Source organism: Virgisporangium ochraceum (assembly GCF_016863655.1).
GTDB classification, from domain to species: Bacteria; Actinomycetota; Actinomycetes; order Mycobacteriales; family Micromonosporaceae; genus Virgisporangium; species Virgisporangium ochraceum.
The window spans coordinates 48,585-73,710 of record NZ_BOPH01000006.1 but is presented as its reverse complement, the minus strand read 5'-3'; the positions used below and the strand labels follow the sequence as shown (position 1 = coordinate 73,710).

General features: G+C 72.1%; 24 protein-coding genes and 3 pseudogenes. 19 read left to right on the top strand and 8 right to left on the bottom strand.

Translation table 11 applies throughout. The annotated features are described in order from the left end of the window. From yidD to Voc01_RS55025, 3 genes and pseudogenes are all read left to right on the top strand, one after another. The coding region (gene yidD / locus Voc01_RS53960) for a membrane protein insertion efficiency factor YidD (RefSeq protein WP_203925605.1) at positions 1-548 on the top strand (548 nt) is incomplete at its 5' end. Positions 549-567: 19 nt separating this feature from the next. Beyond that, on the top strand, positions 568-846 hold the full coding sequence (locus Voc01_RS02610) for a hypothetical protein (RefSeq protein ID WP_203925604.1): 279 nt from the start codon (positions 568-570) through the stop codon (positions 844-846). Positions 847-932: 86 nt separating this feature from the next. Further along, positions 933-1,106: pseudogene (locus tag Voc01_RS55025) on the top strand (cold-shock protein); the annotation flags it as partial. A 176-nt stretch (positions 1,107-1,282) separates the two neighbouring features. On the opposite strand, the pseudogene Voc01_RS02600 reads toward Voc01_RS55025, so the two are convergent. The 3 genes and pseudogenes from Voc01_RS02600 to Voc01_RS02590 all read right to left on the bottom strand — a co-directional run. Then, positions 1,283-2,144, bottom strand: a pseudogene (locus tag Voc01_RS02600) (1,4-dihydroxy-6-naphtoate synthase); the annotation flags it as partial. Beyond that, positions 2,141-2,749 (bottom strand): futalosine hydrolase, encoded by a 609-nt coding sequence (locus tag Voc01_RS02595; protein ID WP_203925601.1) that lies wholly within the window; start codon positions 2,747-2,749, stop codon positions 2,141-2,143. The gene Voc01_RS02595 and the pseudogene Voc01_RS02600, both read right to left, overlap by 4 nt. Beyond that, positions 2,746-4,359, bottom strand: a complete 1,614-nt coding sequence (locus Voc01_RS02590; protein ID WP_239159886.1) for an MFS transporter — start codon at positions 4,357-4,359, stop codon at positions 2,746-2,748. The genes Voc01_RS02595 and Voc01_RS02590 overlap by 4 nt, the downstream gene beginning before the upstream one ends. 87 nt (positions 4,360-4,446) lie before the next feature. Between Voc01_RS02590 and Voc01_RS02585 the strand changes: the two genes are divergently transcribed. Continuing rightward, the gene (locus Voc01_RS02585; RefSeq protein WP_373873778.1) at positions 4,447-5,283 is read left to right on the top strand and encodes a DUF3027 domain-containing protein; all 837 of its coding nucleotides are present in this window, start codon (positions 4,447-4,449) and stop codon (positions 5,281-5,283) included. On the opposite strand, the gene Voc01_RS02580 is transcribed toward Voc01_RS02585, so the two are convergent. Next, positions 5,274-5,528: a DUF2530 domain-containing protein gene (locus Voc01_RS02580; RefSeq protein WP_275423679.1), complete on the bottom strand. Its 255-nt coding sequence runs from the start codon at positions 5,526-5,528 to the stop codon at positions 5,274-5,276. The genes Voc01_RS02585 and Voc01_RS02580 overlap by 10 nt on opposite strands. Before the next feature lie 93 nt (positions 5,529-5,621). On the opposite strand from Voc01_RS02580, the gene Voc01_RS02575 reads away from it, so the two are divergent. Genes Voc01_RS02575 through thpR form a run of 5 tightly spaced genes read left to right on the top strand, consistent with a single transcriptional unit; the run spans position 5,622 to position 9,334 of the window. Further along, positions 5,622-6,086 carry a MarR family winged helix-turn-helix transcriptional regulator gene (locus tag Voc01_RS02575; RefSeq protein ID WP_203925598.1) on the top strand — a complete coding sequence of 155 codons (465 nt, stop codon included), beginning with the start codon at positions 5,622-5,624 and terminating at the stop codon, positions 6,084-6,086. 56 nt (positions 6,087-6,142) lie between these two features. Beyond that, entirely contained in the window at positions 6,143-7,432 is a 1,290-nt protein-coding gene (locus Voc01_RS02570) for an MFS transporter (RefSeq protein ID WP_203925597.1), read from the top strand. A gap of 29 nt (positions 7,433-7,461) precedes the next feature. Beyond that, a complete protein-coding gene (locus Voc01_RS02565; RefSeq protein ID WP_203925596.1) occupies positions 7,462-8,220 on the top strand; it encodes a maleylpyruvate isomerase family mycothiol-dependent enzyme in 759 nt (252 codons plus the stop codon). 42 nt (positions 8,221-8,262) lie between these two features. Next, on the top strand, positions 8,263-8,748 hold the full coding sequence (locus Voc01_RS02560; RefSeq protein ID WP_203925595.1) for a hypothetical protein: 486 nt from the start codon (positions 8,263-8,265) through the stop codon (positions 8,746-8,748). Positions 8,749-8,761: 13 nt separating this feature from the next. Further along, on the top strand, positions 8,762-9,334 hold the full coding sequence (gene thpR / locus Voc01_RS02555; RefSeq protein ID WP_203925594.1) for an RNA 2',3'-cyclic phosphodiesterase: 573 nt from the start codon (positions 8,762-8,764) through the stop codon (positions 9,332-9,334). On the opposite strand, the gene Voc01_RS02550 is transcribed toward thpR, so the two are convergent. Further along, complete coding sequence (locus tag Voc01_RS02550) at positions 9,335-10,321, bottom strand: aldo/keto reductase (RefSeq protein WP_203925593.1); 987 nt, start codon at positions 10,319-10,321, stop codon at positions 9,335-9,337. A 54-nt stretch (positions 10,322-10,375) separates the two neighbouring features. Here Voc01_RS02550 and Voc01_RS02545 point away from each other — a divergent pair, with 54 nt between their 5' ends. Continuing rightward, positions 10,376-12,004, top strand: coding sequence for an ABC-F family ATP-binding cassette domain-containing protein (locus Voc01_RS02545; protein WP_203925592.1), 1,629 nt, complete (start codon positions 10,376-10,378; stop codon positions 12,002-12,004). Between the two features lie 569 nt (positions 12,005-12,573). Here Voc01_RS02545 and sepH read toward each other — a convergent pair. From sepH to Voc01_RS02530, 3 genes and pseudogenes are all read right to left on the bottom strand, one after another. Beyond that, positions 12,574-13,599 (bottom strand): annotated as a pseudogene (gene sepH / locus Voc01_RS53950) (septation protein SepH); the annotation flags it as partial. A gap of 110 nt (positions 13,600-13,709) precedes the next feature. Further along, positions 13,710-14,831 carry a phosphoserine transaminase gene (gene serC / locus Voc01_RS02535; RefSeq protein WP_239159885.1) on the bottom strand — a complete coding sequence of 374 codons (1,122 nt, stop codon included), beginning with the start codon at positions 14,829-14,831 and terminating at the stop codon, positions 13,710-13,712. 91 nt (positions 14,832-14,922) lie between these two features. After that, positions 14,923-16,029, bottom strand: a complete 1,107-nt coding sequence (locus tag Voc01_RS02530) for a citrate synthase 2 (protein WP_203925591.1) — start codon at positions 16,027-16,029, stop codon at positions 14,923-14,925. 145 nt (positions 16,030-16,174) lie between these two features. Here Voc01_RS02530 and pdxH point away from each other — a divergent pair, with 145 nt between their 5' ends. The 9 genes from pdxH (at position 16,175) to Voc01_RS02485 (ending at position 25,119) form a co-directional block, all read left to right on the top strand. Next, entirely contained in the window at positions 16,175-16,801 is a 627-nt protein-coding gene (pdxH, locus tag Voc01_RS02525) for a pyridoxamine 5'-phosphate oxidase (RefSeq protein WP_203925590.1), read from the top strand. Further along, complete coding sequence (locus Voc01_RS02520) at positions 16,798-18,051, top strand: MFS transporter (protein WP_203925589.1); 1,254 nt, start codon at positions 16,798-16,800, stop codon at positions 18,049-18,051. Before pdxH ends, Voc01_RS02520 begins: the two co-directional genes overlap by 4 nt. A gap of 11 nt (positions 18,052-18,062) precedes the next feature. Beyond that, positions 18,063-18,992, top strand: coding sequence for an aldose 1-epimerase family protein (locus Voc01_RS02515; RefSeq protein ID WP_203925588.1), 930 nt, complete (start codon positions 18,063-18,065; stop codon positions 18,990-18,992). After that, a complete protein-coding gene (locus Voc01_RS02510; protein ID WP_203925587.1) occupies positions 18,992-19,597 on the top strand; it encodes a nitroreductase family protein in 606 nt (201 codons plus the stop codon). The genes Voc01_RS02515 and Voc01_RS02510 overlap by 1 nt, the downstream gene beginning before the upstream one ends. Positions 19,598-19,694: 97 nt before the next feature. Further along, positions 19,695-20,006 (top strand): type II toxin-antitoxin system VapB family antitoxin, encoded by a 312-nt coding sequence (locus Voc01_RS02505; RefSeq protein WP_203925586.1) that lies wholly within the window; start codon positions 19,695-19,697, stop codon positions 20,004-20,006. Positions 20,007-20,214: 208 nt separating this feature from the next. Further along, positions 20,215-21,537 (top strand): UDP-glucose dehydrogenase family protein, encoded by a 1,323-nt coding sequence (locus Voc01_RS02500; protein ID WP_203925585.1) that lies wholly within the window; start codon positions 20,215-20,217, stop codon positions 21,535-21,537. A 96-nt stretch (positions 21,538-21,633) separates the two neighbouring features. Then, positions 21,634-22,404 carry a DUF4230 domain-containing protein gene (locus tag Voc01_RS02495; RefSeq protein WP_203925584.1) on the top strand — a complete coding sequence of 257 codons (771 nt, stop codon included), beginning with the start codon at positions 21,634-21,636 and terminating at the stop codon, positions 22,402-22,404. A gap of 176 nt (positions 22,405-22,580) precedes the next feature. After that, positions 22,581-23,870 carry an ABC transporter ATP-binding protein gene (locus Voc01_RS02490; protein WP_203925583.1) on the top strand — a complete coding sequence of 430 codons (1,290 nt, stop codon included), beginning with the start codon at positions 22,581-22,583 and terminating at the stop codon, positions 23,868-23,870. A gap of 190 nt (positions 23,871-24,060) precedes the next feature. After that, a complete protein-coding gene (locus Voc01_RS02485; protein WP_239159884.1) occupies positions 24,061-25,119 on the top strand; it encodes a hypothetical protein in 1,059 nt (352 codons plus the stop codon). The last annotated feature ends 7 nt before the right edge of the window (positions 25,120-25,126 follow it).

Below are 25,126 nucleotides of genomic sequence, written 5' to 3'. Positions count from 1 at the left end.
ATGGCGGCGGTAGCGGCGGCGGCCATGGCGGCGGTAGCGGCGGCGGCCATGGCGGCGGTAGCGGCGGCGGCCATGGCGGCGGTAGCGGCGGCGGTAGCGGCGGCCACGGCGGCGGAGGCGGTCGCGGCGGCGACGGCCCCTTCGGTGGTGGCGGCGGCGGAGGCGGCGGTCACGGCGGAGGCGGCGGTCACGGCGGCGGTGGCGGTGGCGGCGGTGGCGGCGGTAAGGACGGCTGCGGGTGCGACGGCTGCGGGTGCGACCTCTTCCACCTCTCCGTCTTCCAGGTTCTCCTGCTCACCACCCCGACCCGCGCTCCGAAGCGGAAGGTCACCGTCCCCGCCCGGGCGGGCGCGACCGCGATCCGCGGATACCAGCGCTGGCTCTCGCACCGGCTGCCGACCTGCTGCCCGCACTCGCCGACCTGCTCGCACTACGGGCTCGCCGTGCTGCGCCGGTACGGCCTGCTCCAGGGCGCCCGGCTGGCCGGCGGCCGGATCGCCCGGTGCACCCCCGCGGTTGCGCGTGGCACGGAGGATCCACCGCCCTGATTGTGGGAAACTGTCCGGCATGTCTAACCCGCAAAGCCCTTCTGCTCGGCCCAAGCCGCGGCCGACCACCGGCACCGCCCGGGGCCGGGCACAGGTTCCAGGTGCGCTCACGGCCGACCCGAGCGGGGAGATCGCGCTGCACGAGGGGCCGTCGGTGGCCGACCTCGTCGAGCCCCACGAGCCGGGCACCCGCCTGCCTGTGAGCGAGCTGCTGTACAACCGCGCCGGCGCGGCTTCGCCGTTCGGTGACGACCTGCAGTTCCCGCTGCCCGCCGGAGCCCTGAACTACCAGCGGTAGGAATCAACTCAGTTGGAGTCCACGGTGGTGATGGATAGCCTTGTACAGACAGGCAATCCATCACCACCAGCAGCAAGGGACTCACTGTGCCGACGGGTCGCGTCAAGTGGTACGACACCGACAAGGGCTTTGGCTTTCTCACCCGTGACGACGGCGGTGACGTCTTCGTGCACAAGGCCGCCCTGCCCGCCGGGGTCGACGACCTCAAGAAGGGCCAGCGGGTCGAGTTCGGCGTCGTCGAGGGCAGCAAGGGCAACCAGGCCCTGCAGCTCAAGGTGCTGGAAGCGCTGCCGTCGGTGGCCCGGGCGCAGCGCCGTCCCGCCGAGGAACTGCACGGCCTGATCGAAGACATGATCAAGGTGCTCGAGGCGAAGGTGCAGCCCGAGCTTCGCCGGGGCCGGTTCCCCGACCGCAAGACCGGCCAGATGGTCGCCAAGCTGGTCCACGCGGTCGCGAAGGAGCTAGAGGTCTGACACCGCCGGCACCAGGCCGGCGTCGGCGGCGCGCGTCAGCAGGGCGCGTACCGCGGCGAGGCCGTCGGCGCCGAGGTCGGCCGTGAACTCGTTCACGTAGAGCTTGATGTGCTGGTCGACCACGTCCTGCTCCATCTCCTGGGCGTGCGCCAGCACGTAGTCGCGTGACAGCGACGGGTCGGCCCAGGCCTGCCGCACCGACGCGCGGATCCACTCCGCCGCGGCAACCGGGTCCACCGCGCCGCGGCGGGCGAGGATCGCGCCGAGGGGGATCGGCAGCCCGGTGGTCGACTCCCACCACTCGCCGAGGTCGACCACCGAGGTCAACCCGTACCGCGGGTACACGAACCGCGCCTCGTGGATCACCAGCCCGGCGTCGTACCGGCCCGCGGCCACGCCCGGCATGATGTCGGCGAACGGCACCACCTCGATCGAGGCCGGGGCCGTCGCCTCACTCGGCGACGAACCGGCTGTTTCAGCGGAACCCATCCACAGTCGCAGCAGCAGGTAGGCCGTGGTGCGGTCGCCCGGCACCGCCACGCGCAGCCCGTCCACCGACGCCAGCGGCGACCGGGCCAGCAGCAGCGGACCGCACCCCCGGCCCAGCGCGCCGCCGCAGGGGAGCAGCTCGTACCGGTCGAGCAGCCACGGCAGCGCCGCGTACGACACCTTCACGAGGTCGAGGTCGGTGGAGACGGCGAGCGTGTTGGTGACGTCGACGTCGGCGTACCGCACCTCCATCGCCGGCGCGCCGGGAACCAGTCCGTGCGCCAGCGCGTGGAACGTGAACGTGTCGTTGGGGCACGGGGAGATCGTGAGGTTCACCCGTCCAACGTAGCGACCGCGGCGCCGAACGAGGCCAGGGCGTCGAGCGCCGGTCCGATCTTCCACGCGGCCCGGTCGCGCGGCCCGACGGCGTTCGAGATCGCGCGGACCTCGCCGAACGCCACGCCGGCGACCGCGCACGCCTGGGCGACGCCGAACCCCTCCATGCCCTCGGCGACCGCGTCGGGGTACCGCTTCTCGAGGTCGGCGGCCCGTGCCGCGGTTCCGGTGACGGTCGACACGGTCAGCACCGCGCCCCGCACGGCGCCGGGAAGGGCAAGGTCCGTAGCGGGCAGGCTGGTCGCGCCGAAGCCGAGGTCGTCGAGGGTGATGAACCCGTCGGGGGAGTCGGCGCCGAGGTCCGCGGCGATGCTGCGGGTGGCGACCGCGAGCTCACCCAACGGGACCCGCGTGAGCACGCCACCGCCGATTCCGGCACTGACGACCGTGGTGACCCCCGGGTTGCGGGCCAGGTACCACGCCGTACCGGCGGCCGCGGCAGCCGGACCCACGCCGACCGCGAGCACCTCGACCCGCGCGCCGGCGGGGATCCCGCGCAGCACCGCGGCGCGCTCCACCTCCACGGCGGTGACCACGAGGATCATGAGCGACCCGACGGCCGGTACAGGTGGAAGCTCGGCGGCTCGTCGTCGTCGGGGTCGTCGTCGACCGTGCCGTCGACCTCGACGGGCATCGGCAACGTGCGGGTGCGGCCCGGATCGCGGTGCGGCAGGGCGCGGGTGGCCGGCTCGGGCCGGGTGGTGTCGGGCTCCCGGTCGGGTTCCGGCTTCACGGGTGCCTTCTGGGTGGGTACGTCCGGTACCAGTTTCTTCGTGGTCGGGTCGACCGGTTCGGGCGCTTCCGCGGTCCCGGTCAGCTTGTCCCTGCGGAGCCTGCCCGCCGACCAGACCGCGCGGGCGGCACCCAGCGCGAGCACGACGAACATCGCCACCATTCCCCAACTGCCGGGGAACGGGATCAGGCCGAGCGCGCCGCCGGCGACCCAGGCGATCATGAGGATGGTCTCGGAGTGCGCGAACGCGCTGGCGCGGGTGCGGTCGTCGGTGCGCTCCTGCACCACCGCGTCGACGGCCAGCTTGGCCAGCCCGCTCGACAGCGCCGTCACCAGGCACAGCAGCGCCACCCACGGCAGCGTGAACGACCAGGCCGCGAGGCCGGCAGCGGCCAGCGTGAGCAGGATGCCCACGGCCTGCAGCACGGCCGGCCGCTTGATCCGCAGTACCGAGCCGACCGCCGTCGACAGGAACGTGCCGACGCCCAGCGCGGCCACGAGCAGGCCGAGCGCGGCCGTCTCACGCACGTCGACGCCGAGGAACCCCAGGTCGAGCTTGCCCTCGCGGATGCTGAACGCCAGGTAGAGGGCCAGGAAGCCGTAGAGCGCGCGGAGGGTCGCGGTGCCGGCGATCGAGGCGATGATCAACGGGGCGGAGAGGATCCGCTCACCGTTGCGGCGCCGGAACCGGAACAGCCGGGGCAGCGACTCCGGCGGCTCCGAGTCGGCCTTCGGTGGCAGCCGCAGCGCGGTGACCATGCCGTACAGGAACACGAACGTGGCGATCCGCAGCGGCCACGGCTGGCCGAGCGTCGTGGCCGCGAGGATGCCGACCGGTGCCGCGATCGCGCCGGCCACGGTGCCGAACAGGCTGGCCCGGGCATTCGCCGCGCTCAGGGTCAGGCCGGCCGGCAGCAGGCGCGGCACGGCGGCGCTGCGCGCCACCCCGTACGCCCGGGAGAGCAGCAGGATCCCGAACGCGGCCGGGTAGAGCGCGATGTCGTCGAGGTTCTCCGAGATCAGGTAGGCCAGGAACGCCCGGCCCAGGAACGTGGTGGCCAGGGCGTACCGGCGGCCGTGCCGGAACCGGTCGAGCACCGGGCCCACCACGGGCGCCAGCAGCGCGAACGGCAGCATCGTGACCAGCAGGTACAGGGCAACCTGGCCGCGCGCCTCGCCGGCCGGCACCGAGAAGAAGATCGTGCCGGCCAGGCCGATCGCGATCAACGCGTCGCCCGCGATCGAGGCGGCGTGCAGGTCGAGCAGCCGGATCATGCCCGGTTCCTTGGCGCCACCCGCGTTCCGGGCACGACCCACCCCGCGACCCAGCGTGCGACCGACCGCCGCGATGCCGACCAGAATCCCCCGCGCGAGGTTCCCGAGCACGCGCAGGACGCCGGCCAGAACGTCCATCAGCGCCATACGGTGCATCCTCTCCGATGTTCGTCCAACGGTAGGGAACAATGGGATGTCTGACGAGGGGTCATGACGACGGACAGGGTGGGTGTCTTGACGACGAGCGTTCGCGCGGCCCGGGGCACCGGCCGGGCTCCGAAGCTTGACCAGGTGTGCGCCGACGCGGTCGGGCTGGCCCGGGGCAGTGTCGACGGGGTCGATCCCGACCACATCGGCGAGCACCTGGATGTGGTTGCCGAGGGTGAGCGGGTGGTCACCCATCTCTTCGAGTGCCTGCAGCCGGGGTACCGGGGGTGGCGCTGGGCGGTCACGGTCGCCCGCATCCCCCGTAGCCGGCACGTGACGGTGTGCGAGTCGGCGCTGATCCCCGGTCCCGACGCGTTGGCCGCCCCGCCGTGGGTGCCGTGGCAGGACCGGCTGCAGCCGGGCGACCTCGGCGTCGGCGACATCCTGCCCACCGCCCCCGACGACGACCGGCTGATGCCCGGGTACGTCCAGAGCGACGACCCGGCGGTCGACGAGGTCGCCTGGGAGCTGGGCCTCGGCCGTCCGCGGGTGCTGTCGCGCCAGGGCCGGGCCGACGCGGCGGAGCGCTGGTACGAGGGCGACAACGGCCCGGCGTCGGCGATCTCGGCCGCCGCACCGGCCACGGCGCGCTGCGGGGGGTGCGGGTTCTACCTGCAGCTCGCGGGCGCGATGCGGCAGGTGTTCGGGGTGTGCGCCAACGCGTACGCGCCCGACGACGGTCGCGTGGTGAGCGTCGACCACGGGTGCGGCGCGCACTCGGAGATCCTCGTCGAGCCGGTCGCGGTGGTCACGGAGCTGCCGACGGTCTACGACGACAGCGAGGTCGACCAGGTCACCGTGCCGAAGCCGGCCGGGTCGGTCGACGACGGCGAGGAGCCGGCCGAGTCATACGGTCACGGCTGAGGGTCGGCTCGCCGCTTCCGACGGCGGGCGTCGTGACGGAGCATCGTGAGCAGGCCGGGGATCCCCCAGAGGAGCCCGGCCACGCAGATCCAGAACCAGCTCTCGTGGGTGTCGCGGAACGGGATCGTGACCAGTAGCGCCACGAGCCATACCGCCATGCCGCCCAGCGCGAACGGCACCATCGGCGGGTCGAGCGGAACGAGCGTGCGGGGCTCCTCCGGCGTGGTGGTTTCGGTCCCCGACACGATCGCCAGCGTAGCGCCGCCGGGTGGCCGCATCGTGGGATCGGTGATCACGCTCACAGGTCGTTAGCCAAGCTTATTAGTTAAGCTAACGATATGATGATCAAGCAGGCGGCGCGGCGCAGTTCGTCTGCCGCTCCCCTCGCGAGCGCGTTACGTGACGCGATCATGCGGCTGAACCGCCGATTGCGGCAGGCGAGGCCGGTCGGCGATCTCACGATGTCGCAGATCTCCGCGCTCACCACGCTCGGGTTCGCCGGCGCGCTGAGCCCGCGTGAGCTGGCCGAACAGGAGCGGGTGCAGCCACCGACGATGACGAAGATCGTCGCGAAGCTGGAGGAGCGCGGCCTCGTGCAGCGCACCCCGCACCCGACCGACGGGCGGCAGGTGGTGCTCAGCGCCACCGAGGTCGGCCGCGCGGCCGTCGTCGAGCACCGCCGTGCCGGCGACGCCTGGCTCGCCGAGGCCATCGGCGAGCTGTCCGCGGAGGACCGGCAGACGCTGCGGCGGGCTGCCGAGCTACTGAACACGATCGCCCGGTCCCAGGGCGGGCGGAACTGAACTGAGGAGGCGCATCCCGAGTGCGGGCGGTATTCCGGTCTCTGCGCGTCAGGAACATGCGGTTGTACACCGCCGGCCAGGTCACGAAGCTGGTCGGCGTATGGATGCTTTTCATCGCGCAGGACTGGCTCGTCCTCGATCTCACCGACAACTCCGCCACGGCGCTCGGCCTGGTGACCGCGCTGCAGTTCACGCCCGTCCTCCTGCTGACCCTCTACGGCGGCAAGCTCGCCGACCGGTTCGACAAGCAGCGGCTCCTGATCCTGTGCAACGTCGTGTTCGCGGTGCTCGCCTCCGGGCTGGGCGTCCTGGTCGCCACCGACGTCGTGGTGCTGTGGCACGTCTACGCGTTCGCGGCCGGTGCCGGCGTCATCTCGGCCATCGAGACGCCCACCCGGCAGGCGTTCTGGTCGGAGCTGGTCGAGCAGGAACTGCTGCCCAACGCCCTGTCGCTGGGCTCGGCGACGTTCAACGTGGCCCGGCTGGTGGGCCCGGCGCTGGCCGGTGTGCTGATCGCGGTGATCGGCACCGGCGCGGTGATCCTGGTGACCGGCGTGATGGCCGCCCTCGCGGTGCTGCTGCAGCTGCGGATCCGCCCCGCCGAGCTGCACCGCGACCCGCCCGGAAAGGTCGCCGCCCGCGACGCGAGGGTGATCGACGGGCTGAAGTACGTGTGGGGCCGGCCCGACCTGATCCTGGTCATGGTGCTCGTGCTGGTGCTCGGCATGATGGCGTTCAACTTCCAGCTGACGCTGGCCGTGCTCGCCAAGACCGTGTTCCACACCGGTGCCGAGGCGTTCGGCCTGCTGACGTCGGCCCTGGCGGCCGGCGCCCTGTGCGGGGCGCTGGTGGCGGCGCTGCGGCGGTCGCGGCCGTCGGTGTACGCGGTGCTCGGCGCGGCGATCATGTTCGCGACGTTCGAGACGGTGCTCGGGTTCGCCCCGACGTTCTGGATGGCGATCGCGCTCGCCGTGCCCACCGGCTTCTTCATGATCTACTTCGCGCAGGCCGCCAACCAGCGGATCCAGCTCGGCGTCGACCCGCAGTTCCGGGGCCGGGTGATGGCGCTGCACGTACTCGTGTTCTTCGGGACCACGCCGGTCGGCTCGCCGCTGATCGGCTGGATCGCCGAGGAGTACGGCGCCCGGACGTCGATCTGGCTGGGTGGGCTGGTGTCGCTCGCGTGCACGCTGCTGGTGGCGCTGGTGCAGCTGCGCCGGGCGCACGCCACGGTGCTCGTGCACCTGCGGCCGCGGCCGCACCTGCACGTCACCGAGCCGGGCGACGACGGGTCACCGGCGGTCGACCTGCGGATGCCGAGGCTGCCGGCGACCGCGCGGTCGTGATGTCAGAGGCATGTGGTTAGTTAGGCCACATGGAGTGGAGCCGGTTCCTGGAGTGCCTGACCGCCGACGCCGACCGCTTCCGCGAGGTGTCGGCCAAGGACCTCGACGCCCCGGTACCCAGCTGCCCCGGCTGGTCGGTGGCCGACCTCGTCCGCCACGTGGCCGTGGTCTACCTCCACAAGGTCGAGTGCTTACGGCAGGGCCGGGCGCCCGAGCCGTGGCCGCCCGACGAGTCGGCCACCGCCGAGCCGTTCGCGTTGTTCGACCGGGCCTGGCCGGCGCTGCGCGCCGAGCTGGTGGCCCGGCCGCCCGAGTCGGCCGCCTACACGTGGTATGAGCCCGACCAGACGACCCGGTTCTGGCTGCGCCGCATGGCGCAGGAGACCGTCATCCACCGCATCGACGCCGAGCTGGCGCTGCGCACCGGCATCCAGCCGGTGCCCGACGACCTCGCGGTCGACGGCATCGACGAGGTGCTGGCCGTGTTCCTCGGGTACCAGTCGAAGACCTGGTGCGAGGACTTCGGTCCCGACCTCGCCGAGGCCGACGACCGCCCGGTGCTGGTCTCCGCCGGTGGCGCCGGCTGGCTGGTGCGGGCCACGCCGTCGGGGGTGAGCGTCGAGGCGGGCATCGGGTCGGGTCCCGTGGCTGCCGACGCGGCCGTGCGTGGCGAGCCCGGCGCGATGCTGCGGTGGTTGTGGAAACGGGGCGACGGCGGGGTCACGGTCGACGGCGACGAGCAGCTCGTCGGCCGGCTGCGGCGGTTGCTTGTCACGGCAACCCAGTAGCACAGGTAGCGCTGGGCGCGTCGGCCGGCCTAACCTCAGAGGGTGGCCGTGCTCCGCGCACTCCTCATCCTCGCGGCGGTGTCCGCGCTGGCCACCCTGCCCTGCCTCATCGCGTTGATGCTGTCGGTCGGCTGGCCCCGGTTCCGCTTCCTCCGTCGTCGGCGGGTGGTCTCCGACGCCACGCTGAGCCGGCGTGACCGGCGCCGCCTGGCGAAGCTCGACAAGTGCTTCGGTACCGAGCCGGTACCCCAGCTCAGCACCGACACGGTGCCCATCGAGAAGGTCGCCGCCGACCTGCGGCGGCTGCGCCGGCAGCGGGCCGGCATCGCGCAGCGCTCGCCCATCTGGCGGGCCGCTGTCGAAGACGCCTACGACGACCGGTTGTGCCTGGCCTGCAAGCGGCTGGGGATCACCGAGCACCTCGGGCAGCTCACCGGCGTCGACCGGGAGATCGAGCGGGTGCGGTTGGAGGGCGAGCTGCAGGCGGCCGGCATCGCCCTGAACGGCTACGAGGCGGCGGCCCCCTGATGCGGGTGCTGTAGTGCGGCTGTTCGTGGCGGCCTATCCGCCGCCGGCGGTGCTCGACGACTTCGTCTCGCACGTCTCGACGCTGGCCTGCGGCGCACCCCGCCCGGAGGGTGAGTCCCTGCGGTTGGTGCCGCCGGACCGGGTCCACCTGACGTTGACCTTCATCGGCGAGGTGCCCGACGAGCGGTTGCCGCGGGTCGAAGCGGCCGTCGCGGCGGGCGTGGGATCCGGGCCCCGCAAGGTGCCCCGCCTGCGGATCGGCGGGGGCGGCCGGTTCGGGCGGGGGAAGTTCACCGTCATGTGGGCCGGGCTGCGCGGCGACACCACCGCGCTCAACGACCTGGTCTCGGACCTGCGGCGGGCGATGCGGTCGGCCCGGGTGCCGTTCGACGTGAAGGCCTACCGGCCGCACGTCACCGTGGCGCGGCCGGGTGACCGCCTCCCGGAGGAGCAGGTGGCCGCCGATCTGGCGGCGTTGAGCACGTACGAGGGCCCGGAGTGGCCGGTCGAGTCGATCGACCTGGTGTGCAGCAACCAGGGCCCGAGCATCACCTACGACCGGCTCTCCTCCTACCAGCTCCGGTAGTTACCAGGCCCAGGCCTCCGGGCCGGGTCCACCCTTGCCGATCGGCGGGAACAGCTCGTCGAGCGTGGTCAGCGTGTCGTCGTCGAGCGTCACGTCGAGGGCGCGCACCGACGTCTCCAACTGCTCCATCGTGCGGGGGCCGACGATCGGCGAGGTCACGCCGGGCCGGCTGAGCACCCACGCCAGCGCGACGTCGGACGCGTCGTGGCCGAGGTCGGCGCAGAGCTTCTCGAACGCCTCGATCGCCGGGCGGTGCGCGGCCAGCGAGTCGCCGGCACGGCCCTCGGTCGAGCGGGACCCTGTTCCCTCGGCGATCTTCTTCAACGCGCCGCTGAGCAGCCCGCCGTGCAGCGGCGACCACGGGATGATCCCGATGCCGTACCGCTCGGCCGCCGGGAGCACCTCCAGCTCGATGTGCCGGGTGAGCAGGTTGTAGATCGGCTGCTCCGACACCAGGCCGAGGAAGTTGCGGCGGGCCGCCGCCTCCTGCGCCTGCACCAGGTGCCAGCCGGCGAAGTTCGACGAGCCGACGTAGATCACCTTGCCCTGGGCGACCAGGGTCTCCATCGCCTGCCAGATCTCCTCCCACGGCGTGGTACGGGAGATGTGGTGCATCTGGTACAGGTCGATCCGGTCGGTCTGCAGCCGGCGCAGCGACGCCTCGCACGCCTGGATGATGTGCCGGGCCGACAGGCCCTGGTCGTTCGGGCCGTCGCCCATCTTCCCGTAGACCTTGGTGGCCAGCACGACCTTGTCGCGTCGGCCGTCGCCCTGGGCGAACCAGTTGCCGATGATCTTCTCGGTGATGCCCTCGCCGGTCTTCCAGCCGTAGACGTTGGCGGTGTCGTAGAAGTTGAAGCCCAGCTCCAGCGCCTTGTCCATGATCTGGAAGCTGTCGGGCTCCGTCGTCTTCGGCCCGAAGTTCATCGTGCCGAGGCACAGCCGGGAGACGCTCAGCCCGGTACGACCAAGATTCGTGTATTCCATGGCCCAACCCTAAATCGGTCGCTGATCATGTTGCTGTCGCGTAAGACTGTGCCCATGTCCGGCCAGATCATGCTCAAAAAGGTCTCGGTCGGGTTCGGTGCCCGCCGGGTGCTGTCCGAGGTCACGCTCACCGTCGCGGCGGGCGACCGGATCGGCATCGTCGCACCCAACGGGGTGGGCAAGTCGACGCTGCTGAAGGTGCTGGCCGGCGACCTGCCGCCGGAGTCGGGCGAGGTGGTGCGCGCGCCGGCCACGGCCACCGTGCTGCGGCTGGCCCAGGAGCCGGTCATCGAGGGCGCCGAGTCGCTCCGCGACCATCTGGCCCGCCGCACCGGCGTGTCGCAGGCCCAGCAACGCATGGACGCGGCCGCGCAGGCGTTGGCTGACGCGCGTCCCGAAGGAGCCGACTACGGCGCCGCGCTCGACGACTGGCTCGCGCTCGGCGGCGCCGACTTCGACGAGCGGGCCGCCGCCGTGATCGCCGACCTCGGGCTGCCCGACGACCTGCTCCACCGCGGCGCCACGGCGCTGTCCGGCGGGCAGAAGGCGCGGCTGGCGCTGGCCGCGGTGCTGCTCGCACAGCCCGACCTGCTGCTGCTCGACGAGCCCACCAACGACCTCGACGACGACGGGCTGAAGCGGCTCGAACAGCGGGTGCTGTCGATCCCCGCCGGGCTCGTGGTCGTGTCGCACGACCGGGCGTTCCTCGCGGCCGCGGTGCGGACGGTGGTGGAGATCGACGAGTTCACCGGACAGATCGCCGAGTACAGCGGCGGCTGGGACTCCTACGTCGCCGAGCGCGAGGCGGCCCGCGTACGGGCGGTCGAGGCGCGCGCCGGGTACGAGTCCGAGCGGGCCACGCTGGTCGAGCGGGCGCGCACCAAGCGCGAGTGGGCGCGGTCGGGTGCGCAACGGGCCGCGCGGGGCGCGACCGATCCCGACAAGCACGTGCGGCACCACCACATCCAGGGTGCGCAGCGGTCGGGCGCCGGCGCGGCGAAGGCCGACCGGGCCATCGAGCGGCTCGACGCCGACGCCCCCGAGGACGTCCGCGAACCGTGGAAGCTGCAGCTCAGCATCGGGGTCGCGCCGCGTGCGGGCGCGGTGGTCGTCGACCTCACGGCCGCCGTGGTCGCGCGCGGCAGCGTGACGCTCGGGCCGTTCGACCTGACGGTCGGCTGGGCCGAGCGCATCCGCCTGGCAGGCCCGAACGGCAGCGGCAAGACCACCCTGGTAGACGCGATCATGGGACGCGAACCGCTGCGGGCCGGCACCCGTTACGCCGGCCCCTCGGTGGTGTTCGGCGAGCTCGACCAGAGCCGGCGCCTCTTCGCCACCGACGAGCCGCTGGTCGACGTCGTGCGGGCACAGGTTCCCGGCCTGGAGGCCGCCGACGCGCGCACCCTGCTCGCGAAGTTTCGCCTGGCCGGCGACGCGGCGCTGCGTCCGGCCGCCGGGCTGTCACCGGGAGAGCGGACCCGTGCGGCGCTGGCCCTGCTCCAGGCGCGGGGCGTGAACGCGCTCGTGCTCGACGAGCCGACGAACCACCTCGACCTGGAAGCGATCGAGCAGCTCGAACTGGCTCTCGCCGACTACCCCGGCACCCTGATCATCGTGACCCACGACCGCCGCCTCGCCGAGGCGGTGCAGGTCGACCGCGTGGTCGACATCCGGACGCTGTAGCGCTGGCCCCCTGCAAGGGGTTCATGCTGGCCACGGTTCGACGTTCATGATCGAAAGTGGTGGCGACTTTCGCGGTGCTGGCGCGGGCGAAACAACAAAAAGTCGCCACCGGATCTGACGGCACACGAGTCAACGACTCAGGACACTTGCTAGGAGGACTCGCGCGCGGGCGCGCTGCCGAAGAGGACGTCGTCCCAGCTCGGGAGCCGCTTGCGGGGCTTGTCGTCGCCCCCGCGGGCGGGGCCCTCGGGCTGCGACTTCAGCCGCGGGCGGAGCACCGCCAGCGACGGCACCGACGGCGCGTCGACCGGACCGTCGGGGTCGTCCTCGAACGGCGACGCCGTGGGTACGGGAGCGCCGATCAGCGCGGCCGCACCCCGGGCGCGGCGCGGCGGGTCGTGCGGCGCGGCACGCTCGGCCGGCGCCGCGTCGCGGGGCGTGCCGAGCGGGCGCTCCAGCGAGGCGAGCAGCGCGTCGCGCCCCGAGCGGATGGGGTCGGGACGCTCCGGCCGCGACCGGTCGAGGGCGGCGGGAAGCTGCGGGCGGCCCTGCCCGGCGGCCTGCTCCTCGGATGTGGCCGGCTCCGCGCCGGGACCAGCCGCGGCCGGGCGGGCGTCAGGGCGCAGGCGGTCGGGAGCGGCGTCAGGGCGCAGCGGGTCCGGGCGCAGGCGGTCGGGCCGGCCCTCGGGGCGCAGCGTGTCCGGACGGCCCGAATCTGTGCGTCCGGAGTCTGTGCGTCCGGAGTCTGTGCGTCCGGAGTCTGGGCGTCCCGAATCTGGACGGGCCGGGTCCGGGCGCAGCGTGTCGGGGCGGCGGGAGTCGGGACGCAGCGGGTCCGGGCGCAGCCGGTCGGGGCGGAGGGCGGCCGGCTCGGCCGGGCCGAGCCCACGACCGGGCCGGTCGCGGCGGGCCGTGTCGGCCGACGGGCGCATGACGTCGTGGCCGCCGCGGGTGGCCTCGTACCGGGGGTCGCCCCGGCCGGGCACCGCGGGCGCCGCCTCGGCGGAACCGGGTGCGGGCCGCTCGGCGCACAGGTACTGGGCCATGTCGTCGTGCGGGGTGACGTGCTGCCGGGACTTGTCGAGCTCCCACACCGCCTGGGCGGTGGCCTTCCCACTGGGCCAGCGGGCGATCACCCGCCAGGTGCCGTCGTCGCGGCGGTACGCGTCCCAGGAGATCTTCTCGGAGTCGATGCCGTGCTGTCCGAGCCGGGAGTCGACGACCTCGGCGAGCGAGGCGCCCTTGGGCGACGAGCGGAGCTTCGTGCGGCGGGCGTGCTGGGCGAGCATCGCCCGCTCCTGCAGCACGGGACCGGCATAGCGGAGCACCCGGTCGACCGGCACGCCGGCCACGCGGGCCACGTCGTCGGCGGACTCGCCGGCCCGGATGCGGGCCTGGATGTCGCGCGGGGAGAGCGAGGACGCGCCGGTCTCGGAGGTGGGCACGGGTGCGGGGCCCGAGCCCGGGGTGCGTTCGAGGCGTAGGGCGGTGGACACACGGTCGTCGATGGGCAGGGCAAGGAGCCGGCCCACCTCGTCGGCGAGCACGAACGCCTGGCCGTCCTCGGAGAGGGCGACGAACCGGACCGGCCGCATCGCGTTCCTCCTGCCCCTGCAGCTTGCACCGCCCGCACGGCTGCTGTCTCAGGACCCCACAGTACGGGCCGAACAGCGTGCGGGCGGTGCGACACGCGGCGCCGCGGCGTCTAGAGGCGCTCCACCACGTAATCGATGCACGTGGTCAGTGCCTCGATGTCGGCGGGATCGACGGTCGGGTACATCGCGATGCGCAGCTGGTTGCGGCCGAGCTTGCGGTACGGCTCGGTGTCGACGATGCCGTTGGCCCGCAGGACCTTGGCGATCGCCGATGCGTCGACGCCCTCGACGAAGTCGATCGTGCCGACCACGTTCGACCGCAGGGCCGGGTCGGTGACGAACGGCGTGGCGGCCTGGGACCTGTCGGCCCAGCCGTACAGGGCCGCCGCGCTCTCCGCGCTGCGCTTGGCGCCGAAGGAGAGCCCCCCGTTGGCGTTGAGCCAGTCGGTGGTCTCCGCCGCCAGGAAGATCGTGGCCAGCGCGGGCGTGTTGTAGGTCTGCTCGAGCCGGCTCTGCTCGACGGCGGTCGCCAGGTCGAGGAACGCGGGCGTCCACCGCTTGGTCGCGGTGATCTCCTCGATCCGCCGGAGTGCCGCGGGCGACATGAGCGCGATCCAGAGACCGCCGTCGCTGCCGAAGGCCTTCTGCGGCGCGAAGTAGTAGACGTCGGTCTCCCTGAGGTCGACGTCGAGGCCGCCGGCGGCGGAGGTGGCGTCGTGCAGCATCAGCGCACCGGGGTCGGCGCCGACGACGCGCTTGACCTCGACCGACACGCCCGTGGAGGTCTCGTTGTGCGGGATGCAGTAGGCGTCGATGCCGTCCTCGGCCTCGAGCGACGGCGCCGAACCGGGCTCGGCCTTGCGCACCGAGGCCGGGCCCAGGTGCGGGGCGGTGTCGGCGGCCTTGGCGAACTTCGCGCCGAACTCGCCGAAGTTCGCGAACTGCGCGCGGTGCCGGATGAGGCCGAACGTCGCGGCGTCCCAGAACGCGGTCGTGCCGCCGTTGCTGATGATCACCTCGTAGCCCTCGGGGGCGTCGAACAGCTGGGCAATGCCCTGCCGCAGCCGCGCGACCTCGTTCTTCACCGTCTTCTGGCGGTGCGACGTTCCGAGGTACGTGGTGGACACGGAGGCCAGCGCCTCGATCGCCTCGGGGCGGACCTTGCTCGGTCCGCAACCGAACCGACCATCGGCCGGCTTGAGTGCGTCGGGAATCTGGATGCTCTCGGCCACGGGGAAATCCTCTCGGGCGGCGGTTACTCGAGCGATCCTGCCACCGTTCGTTCCGTCACCTGAAATCCAGAAGGCCCGAAAGCAGTAGACGTCACACGCCGTGGGGAATTTCGGCCCAGCCCTCGACGTCCTGCGGCTTGCGAGGCCCGGGACCGACGTACGTGGCCGACGGCCGTACGAGCCGGCCGAGGCCGTGCTGCTCCAGGATGTGCGCGCTCCACCCGGCCACGCGGGCGCAGGTGAACATCGAGGTGAACATGTGCGCGGGCACCTCGGCGAAGTCGAGCACCACGGCCGACCAGAACTCGACGTTCGTGGCCAGCACCCGGTCGGGCTTGCGGGCCTGCAGTTCCTCGAGTGCGGCCTTCTCCAGCGCCTCGGCGACCTCGAAGCGCGGCGAGCCGAGCTCCTTCGCGGTGCGGCGCAGGACGCGGGCGCGCGGGTCCTCGGCCCGGTAGACGCGGTGACCGAAGCCCATGAGCCGCTCGCCGCGGTCGAGCGCGCCCTTCACGTAGGCCGTCGCGTCGCCGATGCGCTCCACCTCGCCGAGCATGTGGAGCACCCGCGACGGCGCGCCGCCGTGCAGCGGGCCGCTCAGCGCGCCGATCGCGCTGGAGATGCAGGCGGCGGCGTCGGCGCCGGTGGAGGCGACCACCCGGGTGGTGAACGTCGAGGCGTTCATGCCGTGCTCGGCGGCGGAGATGAAGTACGCGTCGACCGCCTTGACGTGCCGCGGGTCGGGCTCGCCGCGCCAGCGCTTCATGAACCGCTCGACGATCGTGCTCGCCTTGTCGATCTCCTTCTGCGGGACGGCCGGCAGGCCCAGCCCGCGCGCCGACTGCGCCACGAACGACAGCGCCGTGACCGACACCCGGGCCAGATCCTCGCGGACCTGGGTGCCGGAGATGTCGAGCAGCTGGCCGAGGCCCCAGTAGGGCGCCAGCATCGCGACGGCCGACTGGACGTCGACGCGGATGTCGCCGGAGTGCACCGGTACAGGGAACGGCTCGGCCGGCGGCAGTCCGGGCCCGAACCGCCCGTCGACCAGCAGCGCCCAGACGTTGCCGAACGACACCTGCCCGATGAGGTCCTCGATGTCGACGCCGCGGTACCGCAGCGCGCCGCCCTCCTTGTCGGGTTCGGCGATCTCGGTTTCGAAGGCGACCACACCTTCAAGGCCAGGCTTGAAATCCGACATCGTGAACTCCCGGGTCCGAAGGCGGCGCGGCGGAGACAACTCTATGGCGAGCGCTATGTAGTTCCGCACATCTTCACGTATTTCGGCGACGTAACGGAAGGATGTGAGGGTGACACATGGCACACCTGAAGATCCGCTCGCCCGGATGCGTCGCGAGTATCCGGCAACGCCTGACATCGCATTGACCGAAGACGATGTGACGGTCGGTTGGTCGACGCTGTTCTCCACCTGGCTCTCCGACGCGGTGGCCGCCGACCTGCCCGAACCGAACGCGATGGTGCTCGCCACAGCTGATGGTCATGGCCGTCCGAGCGCGCGTACGGTGCTGCTCAAGGGCTACGACGAGCGGGGGTTCGTGTTCTACACCAACTACCGGTCCCGCAAGGGCGTCGAGCTGGCCGCCAACCCGTACGCGAGCGCGGTGTTCCTGTGGCTGCCGCTGTCGCGGCAGGTGCGCGTCGAGGGAACCTGCGCGCCGGTCGGCCGGCCCGAGACCGCCGCGTACTTCGCGCTGCGGCCGCGCGGCTCGCAGGTCGGCGCCTGGGCCAGTCCGCAGTCGGCCGTCGTCGGGTCGCGGGCCGAGCTCGACGCGGCGGTCGCGGCCGTCGAGGAGAGGTTCGAGGGGACCGACGAGCTGCCGCCGCCCCCGCACTGGGGCGGCTACCGGCTGGTGCCGGAGGCGGTGGAGTTCTGGCAGGGCCGGCAGGACCGGATGCACGACAGGATCAGGTTCGACCTCGCACAGCAGAAAGTGGAGCGCTTAGCACCGTGAGCCTTCTGGGCTTCGTCAAAAAGCACGCGATCGACGTCCGGGCACTGCGTTTTCCGGCGTTCCGGCGCCTGTTCATCGGCAACTCCGTGTCGTTCGTCGGGTTCCAGTTCACGGCCGTGGCCGTGCCGGTGCAGATGTACGACATCACGCGCTCGTCGCTGTGGGTCGGCCTGATCGGCGTCGCGGGGCTCGTCCCGCTGCTGATCTTCTCGCTCTGGGGCGGTGCGGTCGCCGACGTGCGCGACCGCCGCCTCGTGCTCCTGGCCAGCTCCGCGTTGATGTGGTTCGCCACGCTGGCCCTGCTGGCGCACGCGCTCAGCGGTCTCGACAGCCCGCACGTGCTGCTCGGCCTGGTGGGGGTGCAGTCGGCGGCGTTCGCGGTCAGCTCGCCCACGCGGTCGGCGATCATGCCCCGGCTGGTGCCGGAGGAGCTGGTGCCGGCGGCGGCGACGCTGGGCTTCACGTTCGGCAACATCGGGCAGGTGCTCGGGCCGCTGGGCGCCGGTCTGATCCTGGCCCACGGCGACTTCGCGCTGGCGTACGGCGTCGACGCGGCGCTGTTCACGGTCGCGATGTGGGCGGCGCTACGGCTGCCGGCGATGCCGCCGGCCGAACGCGCCGCCGACGCGCCGCGCAGCCGGATCGGTGACCTGGTCGACAGCATGCGGTACCTGCGCGCCCAGCCGGTGCTGCTGCTCACGTTCGCGATCGACATCGCCGCGATGGTGCTGGCGATGCCGCGCGCGGTGTTCCCCGAGGTGGCGGCCGAGAAGTTCGGCGGCGACCGGGCGGTGGGCTGGCTCTACAGCGCGATCGCGATCGGCGCGGTCGTGGCCGGGCTGGGCTCGGGCTGGGTGAGCCGGGTGCGCCGCCAGGGCGTGGTGATCGTGGCCGCGGTGGTCGGGTGGGGCCTCGCGGTGGCGGTGGCCGGTCTGGCGCCGGCGCTGTGGCTGGCCGTGCTCGGGCTCGCGGTCGCGGGTGCGGCCGACCTCGTCAGCGCCGCATTCCGGCAGACGATCCTGCTCACCCACGCGCCCGACGAGATGCGCGGCCGCATGCAGGGCGCGTTCATCGCGGTCGTGGCGGGTGGGCCGCGGCTGGGTGACCTGCGGGTCGGCGCGATGGCGGCGGCCACCGGCGCCACCGTGGCCTGGGTGAGCGGCGGCATCGCCGCGGCGATCGTCGCGGTGCTGCTCGCTGTGGCGTACCCGGTGCTGCTCCGCTACACCGTGCGCGAGACCGAACGGTAGGGTGCCGTGTCATGGACGCCGCTGCTGAAACCGTCCCGTCACTGTCCGGCACCGAGTGGGTGATCTCGTCCGACGGCCATGAGGCCGTCGTGGTCGAGGTGGGCGGTGGGCTGCGGGCCTACCGGCACGGCACGGACGACCTCGTCGACGGGTACGAGCCCGGTGAGCTGTGTCCCGGTTCCGCGGGCAAGGTGATGGCGCCGTGGCCGAACCGCATCCGCGACGGCCGGTACACGTTCGACGAGGCGAACCTGCAGCTGCCGATCACCGAGGTGGCCCGGCACACCGCGATTCACGGGCTGGTGAACTGGGTCCGCTGGACGGCCACCGCGGTCGCGCCCGACTCGGTGACCCTGGAGCACGAGCTGGTGCCGCAGCCCGGGTACCCGTGGCCGCTGCTGCTGCGCACCACGTGGCAGGTGGGTTCCGAGGGGCTCACAGCCACCCACGAGGCCACCAACACGGGTGTGAAGCCGGTGCCGTTCGGGCTGGCGACCCACCCGTACCTGCAGGTGCCGGGCGTGGCTGTCGACGACATCGTGCTCGAGCTGCCGTGCCAGAGCCGTGTGCTGGTCGACGGCCGGCTGCTTCCGATCGGCACGGCGAAGGTCGCCGGCACCGAGTACGACTTCACCACCGGCCGGCGGGTCGGCCCGGCCGTCCTCGACACCGCGTTCGGTGAGCTCACCGACAGCGAGAACGGCCGCAGCGTGGTCACGTTGCGCGGTCCCGACGGCAGGGGCGTCGCGGTCTGGGCCGACGACGCCTTCCACTGGTGGCAGGTGTTCACCGGCGACACGCTGCACGGCGAGCGGCACCGCCGGTCGATCGCGGTCGAGCCGATGACCTGTCCGCCCGACGCCCTGCGCTCGGGCAAGGACGTCATCACCCTCCAGCCGGGCGAGACCTGGCGCGGGGTGTGGGGAGTCACACCCCTCTGATGGAGCTCGACCGCGTCATCAGGCGCCGCCGGATGGTCCGCGACTACGACCCCGACCGGCCGGTGCCGTCGGAGGTCGTCGACCGCCTGCTCGACTACGCGATCCGCGCGCCGTCGGCCGGGTTCTCGCAGGGCTGGGGGTTCCTGGTCCTCGACACCCCGGCCGACCGGGAGCGGTTCTGGGCGGCCACGTCGCCGGAGGACACCACCTCGTGGATCGACGGCATGCGCCGGGCGCCGCTGATCGTGGTGCCGCACTCCAACCGCGACACGTACCTGTCCCGGTACGCGGAGAAGGACAAGGGCTGGACCGACCGAGACGAGGCCCGCTGGCCGGTGCCGTACTGGGACATCGACGCCGGGTTCGCCAGTCTCCTCATCCTGCTCGGCGTGGTCGACGCCGAGCTCGGGGCATGCTTCTTCGGCATCCCGCCCGACCGGTTCGGGTCGTACCGCGGCGCGTTCGGCGTCCCGGCGGAGTTCACACCGATCGGCGCGATCACCATCGGGTACCCGGCGCCCGACCGCCGGTCGCCGTCGTTGGCCCGGGGTCGGAAGCCGGTGGACGAGGTCGTCCATCGCGGACGGTGGGGTACGGCGTACTGACCGTTGCGAATCGGTCAAATGTCGGGCGCGGTCGGTACGCTGATCACCGCGCCTGTGTAACAGTGCCTGCTGGTCCACGAGAGGGAGGTGCCGGAACTTGATCTTCAAAGCTGTCCGGGATGGCCGGCCCTACCCGGATCACGGAACGACGATCAAGGACTGGTCCCAGATCCCGCCCCGCCAGGTGCGCCTCGACCAGCTCATCACCACCAAGCGTGAGCTTGCTCTCGACCGGCTGCTCGCCGAGGACTCGACGTTCTACGGCGACCTGTTCCCGCACGTGGTCGAGTGGCAGGGCGCGATGTACCTGGAAGACGGCCTGCACCGCGCGTTGCGCTGGGCGCTCCAGCAACGCACCTCGATCCATGCCCGGGTGCTCGTGCTGCCCCGCGAACCCGCATCGTCCTGATCGACTCCCGAAGCGATCTATCATTCGCTGGGCATCGGCCGCCCGAACCACGCGGGGCCGACGTTCGGAGCGACAGCGGTCCTGTGATCGGACCGAGGGTGGCGTGTCCGTCCGGACAACCGGGCCACATGCGACAACAAGGTGACAGGCGCCGCGAAGGGATCGAGTAATGTGCCCTGCGGCTGACCCAGCAGTACTGGAGGTATCGATGCAGAACCCTCGTCTCACCGTCATCGGCACCGGTTACCTCGGAGCCACCCACGCGGTCTGCATGGCCGCGCTGGGCTTCGAGGTGCTCGGTGTCGAGATCGATGAGCGGAAGGTGGCCAGTCTCACGTCGGGCGAGGTCCCCTTCTTCGAGCCAGGGCTGCCGGAGCTTCTGGTCAAGGCACTGGAGTCGGGCCGGCTGCGGTTCACGACCTCCTACGAGGAGGCGGCCGAGTTCGGTGACGTGCACTTCGTGTGTGTCGGCACCCCGCAGCAGGCCGGGTCCGACGCGGCCGACATGACGTACGTCGACGCGGCGTTCTCGACGCTGGCGAAGCACCTGACCCGCAAGACGCTCGTGGTGGGCAAGTCGACCGTGCCGGTGGGCACCGCGGCGCGCCTCACCGCGCTGGTCAAGGAGCTCGCTCCGGCCGGCGACGAGGTGGAGCTGGCCTGGAACCCCGAGTTCCTGCGCGAGGGCTTCGCCGTCGACGACACGATGCACCCCGACCGGCTCGTGTTCGGTGTGCAGTCGGAGTGGGCCGAGCAGCAGCTGCGGGCCGCGTTCGCGCCGGTGATCGGCGGCGGCACGCCGGTGAAGGTCACCGACCTGCAGACCGCGGAGCTGGTGAAGGTCGCGGCGAACTCGTTCCTCGCCACCAAGATCTCCTACATCAACGCGATGGCCGAGGTCTGTGAGGCCACCGGTGCCGATGTGCACGACCTGGCCGAGGCGCTGGCCTACGACGACCGCATCGGCGGCAAGTTCCTGAAGCCGGGCCTCGGCTTCGGCGGCGGCTGCCTGCCGAAGGACATCCGGGCGTTCACGCACCGGGCCGGTGAGCTGGGCGTCGGGCAGGCCGTGGCGTTCCTGCGCGAGGTCGACGGCATCAACCGCCGCCGCCGGGCCCGCACCGTCGACCTGGTGCGCGAGCTCGCCGGTGGCGACCTGAACGGGGTCCGCGTGGCCGCGCTGGGCGCGTCGTTCAAGCCGAACTCCGACGACATCCGTGACGCGCCGGCCCTCGACGTGGCCACCACGCTGCAGAAGGCGGGCGCGGTGGTGCACGTGTTCGACCCGGCCGCGATGGACAACGCCCGCAAGGCGTACCCGCAGCTGTCCTACGGCGAGAGCGCCATCGACGTGGCGCGCGACGCCGACGTCGTGGTGCTGCTCACCGAGTGGGCCGAGTTCCGCGAGCTCGACCCGGCCGCGATGGGCGAGATCGTCAACCAGAAGCGCATCGTCGACGGCCGGCACGCCCTCGACCCGGTGAGCTGGCGCGCGGCCGGCTGGGAGTACCGGGCGCTGGGCCGCCCGTAACCGCCGCTGAACCGTGACGCCCCCGGGGATTCCCCGGGGGCGTTTCGCCGTTGACGCCTCGTGGGAACAATGGAGTCACACGAGGGTGGTGACAGGATGGCCGAGAGTACTGAAGCCGAGGTCAGGCGCGACCCGCCGACCGCCGAGTATCCCGAGGTCAGCGAGCGGCAGACCGAGCGGATTCCGGACCGGTCGGAACCGGCTCCCGCGACGAGTGTCAGCTCCAACCGTTTCCTCCGCGGCCTGTTCTGGGTGATCGCGTCGATCGGGCTGGTCATGGCCATGATCGTCGGTGCCCAGTCGGTCGGGTGGTTGCCGGAGTTCAAGAACCCGTTCGCCACGCAGCGGGAGGACCGCAGCCAGCCGCCGCTGCTCAACTCGATCCAGGACCTCAGCCGCTACGTCGCGGCCGAGGGCAACTTCCAGGTCATCATCGACGTGCAGGAGAACCAGAAGTACGTCCCGGACTTCCTGGTCAACGACCGGGTGCTGTTCGTCGCGGCGGGCACCGTCGAGGCGTACGTCGACTTCAGCAACATCGGTGAGGGCGCGATCAAGGCGTCGGAGGACCGGCGTACGGTCGAGGTGACGCTGCCCGAGCCGCAGCTGGGCAAGCCGAACCTCGACCCGGAGAACTCGCGGGTGTTCTCGCAGCAGCGGGGCCTCCTGAACCGGATCAAGGACGCGTTCTCGAACGACCCGAACCGGATGGCCGAGGTCTACAAGCTGGCCGAGGAGCGGATCAGCGAGGCGGCGAAGGCCAGCACGATGGGCGAGCGCGCCAAGGAGAACACGAAGAAGATGTTGGAAGGGCTGCTGCGGTCGCTCGGCTACCAGGTGATCACCATCGCCTACAAGGCGCCGTAGTTCCCATTCGTAGCTTCCGCGCCCCGGCTCACCCCTTGGCCGGGGCGCGGTGCTGCGGTCCCGCTGCCGTGTAGTGCACTGATCACACGCGGTACATGGGCCGTTTACCCGATGGCTCATGGTCCGTGGGGTTCGTCACAGTCACAGATCGCAGCGGATACACATGCGGAGGCGACGTGTCTACGGTCGGGCTGCGCGACGTGTCCAAGGTCTTTCCTGACGGCACTGTCGCAGTCGACGGGGTGAACCTGGATATCGGCGACGGCGAGTTCCTGGTGCTACTCGGCCCATCCGGCTGCGGTAAATCCACCATTTTGCGCATGATTGCGGGCCTTGAGGATCCGAGCAGCGGCGAGGTCCTGCTCGACGGGGAGCCGGCGGCGACGCTGACCCCGCGCGAGCGGGGGGTGGCGATGGTCTTCCAGGACTTCGCGCTGTATCCCCATATGACGGTCGGCGACAACATCGGCTTCCCGCTCAAGGTGTCGGGCCAGACCGACCGGCAGGACCAGGTGTCCGAGGTCGCGGGCGCCCTCGGCATCGGCGACGTCCTGGCCCGGCGGCCCGGTCAGCTGTCCGGCGGCCAGCGGCAGCGGGTGGCGATGGGCCGGGCGATCGTGCGGCGGCCGCGCCTGTTCCTCATGGACGAGCCGCTGTCGAACCTCGACAGCCAGCTCCGTGGCGAGCTGCGGGCGGAGATCTCCGGGCTGGTGCGCGAGCTCGGGGTCACCTGCGTGTACGTGACGCACGACCAGGCCGAGGCCCTGACGATGGCCGACCGGGTCGCGATCATGCGCCGCGGCGTGCTCCAGGACGTCGGCACCCCGACCGAGGTGTACGGGCGCCCGGCGACCCTGTACGTCGCGGCGTTCCTCGGCAGTCCGCGGATGAGCCTCATGGAGGCCACCGTCAAGGTCGTGCTCGACCGCTACGTCGCGCTGCGGCTGGGCGACCAGGAGCTGCACATCCCGTGGAAGGACCTGCGGGCCCGGGCGGTCGCGCGGTACCACGGCGAGCGCATCGTGGTCGGTGTGCGGCCGGAGGCGCTGCTTCCGGTACCGATGGACTCGCCCGGCGACGTGCTGCGCGGGCGGATCCGGCACATGGAGCACCACGGGCACGAGTCGCTCGCGTTCGTCGACGTCGGTGCGACGGCCGTGGTGGTCGACGAGATGTCGACGCCGACCAACGGCAAGGCGCCGGCCACGCGGGGGCTGCGGCGGTTCATCGACCGCCTGGTCGGGTCGCCCGCCATGCCCGACGGACACCGCGACAACGGCGACAGCAGCGTCTTCGACGGTTCCGGCAGCGGGGGCCGGCACAGCCGCAAGCCCGCCGAGCTGGTCGTGCGGCTGGCTCCGTATCCGGGCGTCAACGCGGGTCACCCGCTCGCGGTCGCCGTGCGGACCGACGCCCTCCACTTCTTCGAGGAGAGCGGCGCGCGGATCGACGTCGGTCATAGGTAGGCTCCGGGCCGGCGGCGCCTGGACTGAGGAGCGAGGGAGCGAAGCGACCGAGCGACGAGGGAAGGCGGCGCCCCAACGGGCCCGGAGCCCGCGCCCGCGAAGGCGGGCGCAAAGAGCACAGCTGCGAACTTTCCGGGGTCGCCACGGCGTTTAATGTGTGACCCTCGCCACCTACCGACCGGGAGTGCCCATGGCCTCGGGCCTGCTCGTGATCGAACGGATCCTCCGCGACCGTGACAGCATCTGGCGCCAGATCGGCGAGGAGCGTGACCTCGGCCGGCTGATCCGCGACATGCTCGTCAGCTCCGCGCTCGCGCTCGCCTGCTACGGGGCGGTGCTCGGCTCGTTCAGCGACACCGCGCTGCTGCAGGCGCCGATCTCCGCGATCAAGCTGCCGCTGCTGTTCCTCGTGACGCTGGCGATCTGCCTGCCGACGCTCTACCTGTTCAACCTCGTCTTCGGGGCCCGGCTGCAGGTGAAGCAGGCGCTCGCGCTGGTGATGGTCGCGATCACGGTCATGTCGATGTTGGCGTTCGCGTTCGCGCCGATCAGCCTGTTCTTCCTGATCACGGCGAACGAGTACTCGTTCTACAAGCTGCTGAACGTCGCGATCCTCACGCTCGCGGCGATCGTGGGCCTGCGCTTCCTCACCGCGGGCATGGCGTCGCTGAACAGCCACAACGAGGCACGCGACAAGGCTCGGGCCGAGGCGGCGAAGGCGGCCGCGCTGGCCGAGCGGGCGGCGCAGGAGGCCGCACAGGAATCGGAGCGCAAGGCGATCGAGTCGGCGGAGAAGGCCCTCGACAAGCCCGCCGAGGAGAAGGGCGGCGAGACCGGGGGCCTGGTGCCGGTCGACGGGCCGCCCGCGCCGGTCGGTGGCGCCCCCGTACCGGTCGCCGGCGCCCCGATGCCGGTCGTCGGCCCGCCGGTGCCGGTCGGCGGCGTCCCGGGCACCGCGCTCGTGCCCGCCGGAGCAGTCGCGACGATGGCGCCGCCGGCTCCGAACGGCCGGCCGGCCGAAGGGCTCAGGATGTTCCAGGAGGAGTGGGGCTCGCCGGCGCCGCCGGAGAAGCAGGCCAGCATGGGCCTGCTGTACGTGTGGATCCTGCTGTTCGGCTTCGTGGGAACCCAGCTCGCCTGGACGCTGCGTCCCTTCTTCGGCGACCCCGACCGCGACTTCGCGCTCTTCAGGCGCATCGACGGCAACTTCTACGTCGACATCGTCAAGACGCTCGGCGACCTGTTCTGAGGACCCC

Excerpts from the sequence above, each read along its gene's own strand:
- Voc01_RS02545 (WP_203925592.1), top strand. The coding sequence starts at position 10,376 with ATGTCCGGCCAGATCATGCTCAAAAAGGTCTCGGTCGGGTTCGGTGCC.
- Voc01_RS02495 (WP_203925584.1), top strand. The coding sequence starts at position 21,634 with ATGGCCGAGAGTACTGAAGCCGAGGTCAGGCGCGACCCGCCGACCGCC.
- Voc01_RS02595 (WP_203925601.1), bottom strand. The coding sequence starts at position 2,749 with ATGATCCTCGTGGTCACCGCCGTGGAGGTGGAGCGCGCCGCGGTGCTG.
- Voc01_RS02510 (WP_203925587.1), top strand. The coding sequence starts at position 18,992 with ATGGAGCTCGACCGCGTCATCAGGCGCCGCCGGATGGTCCGCGACTAC.
- Voc01_RS02570 (WP_203925597.1), top strand. The coding sequence starts at position 6,143 with ATGCGGTTGTACACCGCCGGCCAGGTCACGAAGCTGGTCGGCGTATGG.
- Voc01_RS02565 (WP_203925596.1), top strand. The coding sequence starts at position 7,462 with ATGGAGTGGAGCCGGTTCCTGGAGTGCCTGACCGCCGACGCCGACCGC.
- Voc01_RS02500 (WP_203925585.1), top strand. The coding sequence starts at position 20,215 with ATGCAGAACCCTCGTCTCACCGTCATCGGCACCGGTTACCTCGGAGCC.
- Voc01_RS02485 (WP_239159884.1), top strand. The coding sequence starts at position 24,061 with ATGGCCTCGGGCCTGCTCGTGATCGAACGGATCCTCCGCGACCGTGAC.
- Voc01_RS02515 (WP_203925588.1), top strand. The coding sequence starts at position 18,063 with ATGGACGCCGCTGCTGAAACCGTCCCGTCACTGTCCGGCACCGAGTGG.
- pdxH (WP_203925590.1), top strand. The coding sequence starts at position 16,175 with ATGCGTCGCGAGTATCCGGCAACGCCTGACATCGCATTGACCGAAGAC.
- Voc01_RS02550 (WP_203925593.1), bottom strand. The coding sequence starts at position 10,321 with ATGGAATACACGAATCTTGGTCGTACCGGGCTGAGCGTCTCCCGGCTG.
- Voc01_RS02575 (WP_203925598.1), top strand. The coding sequence starts at position 5,622 with ATGATGATCAAGCAGGCGGCGCGGCGCAGTTCGTCTGCCGCTCCCCTC.
- Voc01_RS02610 (WP_203925604.1), top strand. The coding sequence starts at position 568 with ATGTCTAACCCGCAAAGCCCTTCTGCTCGGCCCAAGCCGCGGCCGACC.
- Voc01_RS02590 (WP_239159886.1), bottom strand. The coding sequence starts at position 4,359 with ATGGCGCTGATGGACGTTCTGGCCGGCGTCCTGCGCGTGCTCGGGAAC.
- Voc01_RS02530 (WP_203925591.1), bottom strand. The coding sequence starts at position 16,029 with ATGTCGGATTTCAAGCCTGGCCTTGAAGGTGTGGTCGCCTTCGAAACC.